The following is a 3,805-nucleotide window of genomic DNA, read 5'->3' on the forward strand; positions in this document are numbered from 1 at the left end:
CAGGGGTAGCAGGGAATCAAAACCCTGTACCAGCGTGCCGCACACAAGCCCGAACGCCAGCAGAGCTATGCCCGCCAGCATGATCGAGCGGTCCTGGACCCGGTCGAGTATTCGCGGCAGCATCAATGCCGCCACCATCGATCCGACGCCATAAGCCGCCAGCGCCATCGCCGTAGACTTCTGCGTCAGGCCATATTCGCCCTGCACGATGACGACTGTGTTGACGATCACCATCGCACCGGAAGCCGCAACCGCCATGCTGACGGCAAGCAAGCCCTGCAGCCGTGGCGTTGCAAGATAGATCCGCAACCCCCGCGTGGTTCGCTCATAGATCCCGCGGTGTTCGGATACGTGCGGGCTCGGCAGCGTCACCGAGACGACCAGAGCCGCCGATGCCAGAAAGCCGATCATCGTACCGGCAAACAGGCTGTGGAAGTTGATCACCGTCAGAAGTGCCGCCGCCAGAATGGGGCTGACCAGACTTTCGAGGTCATAAGCAAGCCGGGTCAGCGAAAGCGCGCGGGTGTAGTCCTTTTCGTCAGGCAGAATGTCGGGAATGGTCGCCTGGAATGCGGGAGTGAACCCGGCGGATGCCGATTGCAGCAGGAAGATCAGCACATAGACCTGCCAGACTTCGGTGACAAAAGGCAAAAGCAGCACCACCGCCGCACGCACGAGATCAAGGCAGACCAGCATCGGCCGTCGCGGCAGCAGCTCGGCAAAGGCAGCCGCCACAGGTGCTACGACAACAAAGGCGATCATCTTGATCGCAAGGGCTGTGCCAAGCACCACACCGGCGTCCGGCCCGGCCAGATCATAAGCCAAGAGCCCGAGCGCGACCGTCGCGAGGCCCGTACCGATCAGCGCGATCAGCTGGGCAGCAAACAGATGGCGATAGGTTCGGTTGGACAGGATCTGAAGCATCGGTCAGGCTCGGTGATGTCAGGCGGCCCGAGGGCTGCAACGGTTGCTCGGCAGAAGGCGCGAGGCGGCCGGAATCGGCGGCGTCTCACAGGTACTTGGTGATTTCCTTGAACTCGTCGATCGACTGCCGCTGCTCGCGCGGCAACGGTCCGACCGCTTCTTCCAGGCAATGATCGAGATGATCCTGGATCAGGGTGCGCTTGGCCTGGCCGACAGCCTTTTCCACCGCGTGCAATTGCTGGGCGACATCGAGGCAAGGCCTGCCCGCCTCGATCATGGCGATAATGCCGCGCAGATGGCCTTCGGCCCGCTTCAGCCGCTTGAGCGTATCGGGATGGGACGCGTGGGTATGCGCATGTTCTGTCATCCCAAGATGCTATCCCCCTGGGGAGCATGTGGTCAAGGCAGCATCCCTAGAGGTCGCCGACCTTCTTCTTGCCGCTCAAGAGCGCGTAGACCGCCATCGAGTGCCCGTGCCCGAGGGCGAAATCCTCGCGCAGCCATTCGATTACCTGCCCGGCCTTCACGCCGGCCTTGAGCTTTCCCTGTTCAGAAAAGCCCTTTTCGTCGGACAGTTTCAAAAGGTCCTCCGGTCCCTTTCCGGTCTTGTTCTTGATCGTGTCGAGATAGGCTTGAAATGACATTGCAGTTTCTCCCGATTGAAGGTTGGGTTGATCAAGCGCGCCGACGGTTGGCCAGCACCCCACCAGCGATGATCGCCGCGAGGCCCGCGACCGAAAGCAGGGTCAGCACGTCGTTGAACAAGAGCGCCGCCAGCACCACGCCGAAGCCCGTGCCCCAATAGCCAAGCTGGCTGAAGAACACCGGCCCGCCGATCTCCTGCAGGCGGAAGTTGAGCAGGTAGGACGAGGCCGAGGTTGCGACCATGCAGCCGATCCAGAACAGCACGTCACGGTCGAAAAAGACCCAGCTCGATGGCGCCTCGAAGAAGGGCGCCACCAGCGCCACCATCAGGCTGGAGCTCAGCAGGATGCCACAGGAGAAAGCGAGCGCCGACGAGCCCTTGGGCCAAAAGGCCGAGCGGATGATGTTGCCGGCGGCGGCACAGGCCGGGATAGTGATGCCGAGCAGCACCCACACCGTCTCCGAGAGGTCGATCTCTGCCAGCTGCTGCTGCACAAGGGCCGCCATGCCTGCAAGGCCGATGAGGATGCCGGCGAAGCGCCTGACATACATGCGCTCGATGCCGAGCCCGGCGGCGAAGCTCATCGTCAACAGCGGCGACAGCGAATAGACGGTCGAGGTATAGGCCGGCCCGACACGGTCGACGATGTAGTAGCCGAGTACCGTGGGCACGGTGAAGCTGATGATGCCGAGCACCAGGTAGAGCACGATATGCCGCCACTCGCGCGGTATGCCCTGCCCCGACGCGGCCAGCAGCGGCAGCAGGATCAGGCCAGCGCCGACATTGGCAACCAGCGCCAACTGGAACGGCTGCATGCCCGCGTTCAGTGCCGCCTTGGAGATCATGATGCGGGTGGCAAAGACGAGGCCGCACAACGCCAGCAGGATCAGCGGCGAGCGCGCGGCGTAGGACACCGGCAGACGAAGAACTTCCTGTTGCGTCATGGCGAACCTCGAGATATCTTAGCGCTAAGATAAATGACGGAATTATCTTAGTGTCAAGACATCTCGACGAAAATAATGGGGAATTGGCCGGCGGCGGCCTGCAGGACGGCATCGATGCGCGGCGCGCCCAATGGGCCAAAGAGCTCCCTCATCTCGATACGCGCGGCATGGCGATCCTCGGCCGCGCCCGCTGGATCACGCTTGCCGCCCGCCCGAAGATCGAGGCGATCTTCGCCACCTACGGCCTCGACAGCGGCGAGGCCGACGTGCTGTTTACGCTTTTGCGTTCCGGGCCTCCATACCGACTGCGCCCGACCGAACTCTACCGCTCGATGATGATTTCGTCGGGCGGCGTCACCAACAGGATCAACCGCCTCGCCAAGGCAGGGCTGGTCAGACAGGTCAGCGCCGAAGGCGATGGGCGCAGCCTGCCTGTCGAACTCACCGACGAAGGCCTCCGACGCGCCCGGGAAGCATTCGAGGCCGATATGGCGGTCGAGACGCTGATGCTCGAAAGCCTGACCGAAGCCGAACAAGAGCAGCTCACAAAGCTTTTGCGCAAACTGGCGCTATCCCTTGGCAGCACCAGCGCGCCAGAGTGAGAGCGCAATGGGCATCTCGATGCCGGCCGCCAATGCCAAAGGAAACGGAATGAACAGGGACGATCTCGCCGCGCGCTTGCGCCAACAACAGGCCGCGACGACCTTGTATGCCACCGGCAAAGGTCTCGATCAGCCTTGGCAGGTCTCGGCCGGCGTGGCTGATCAGTCGAGCGGYAGGCCGATTTCCGCCGACACGCCGCTTCGGGTGGCGAGCAACACCAAGACCTTCGTGGCCGCCACCGTTCTCCGGTTGTGGGAACAGGGCCTGATCGACCTCGACAGCCGGATCGCACCACTCGTGACGCCACTGTTCAACGACCTGCTTTCGACCGCCGGATACCGCACCTACAAGATCACCGTTCGCCATCTGCTGAACCACAGCGGCGGGCTATGCGATCACGCCGACGATCCGCGCTACTTCGCCACCGTGCTTGCCGACCCGACCCGCTTCTGGACACGCGAAGAGCAGGTTCGCCTCGCCGTGGAATACTCGCCCCCTTTGAGCGAAGCGGGGACGCGGTTCAGCTATTCCGACACAGGCTACATCCTGCTCGGCGACATCATCGAGCGCATCTCGGGCACAAGTCTCGCCGCCACGGTTCGGCGCGAAATGTCGTTCGACAGGCTGGGCCTGACATCGACATGGTGGGAGATCGCCGAACCACAGCCTGTAACAACCGAGTTGAGGG

6 protein-coding genes are annotated in these 3,805 nt (G+C 62.8%); 2 read left to right on the forward strand and 4 right to left on the reverse strand.

Annotated elements, in window-relative coordinates; translation table 11 throughout:
* The 4 genes from AC1DUU_RS25895 to AC1DUU_RS25910 form a co-directional block, all read right to left on the reverse strand.
* On the reverse strand, positions 1-924 hold a 924-nt coding region (locus tag AC1DUU_RS25895; RefSeq protein ID WP_476786234.1), incomplete at its 3' end, for an MFS transporter.
* 85 nt (positions 925-1,009) lie between these two features.
* Positions 1,010-1,291, reverse strand: coding sequence for a metal-sensing transcriptional repressor (locus AC1DUU_RS25900; protein WP_476786235.1), 282 nt, complete (start codon positions 1,289-1,291; stop codon positions 1,010-1,012).
* A gap of 46 nt (positions 1,292-1,337) precedes the next feature.
* Positions 1,338-1,568, reverse strand: a complete 231-nt coding sequence (locus tag AC1DUU_RS25905; RefSeq protein WP_476786236.1) for a DUF4287 domain-containing protein — start codon at positions 1,566-1,568, stop codon at positions 1,338-1,340.
* Between the two features lie 31 nt (positions 1,569-1,599).
* A complete protein-coding gene (locus tag AC1DUU_RS25910; protein ID WP_476786237.1) occupies positions 1,600-2,514 on the reverse strand; it encodes a DMT family transporter in 915 nt (304 codons plus the stop codon).
* A gap of 50 nt (positions 2,515-2,564) precedes the next feature.
* Between AC1DUU_RS25910 and AC1DUU_RS25915 the strand changes: the two genes are divergently transcribed.
* Entirely contained in the window at positions 2,565-3,116 is a 552-nt protein-coding gene (locus tag AC1DUU_RS25915) for a MarR family winged helix-turn-helix transcriptional regulator (protein ID WP_476786238.1), read from the forward strand.
* Between the two features lie 49 nt (positions 3,117-3,165).
* The coding region (locus tag AC1DUU_RS25920) for a serine hydrolase domain-containing protein (protein ID WP_476786239.1) at positions 3,166-3,805 on the forward strand (640 nt) is incomplete at its 3' end.

The organism is Aminobacter sp. P4_H6_2 (genome assembly GCF_056400805.1).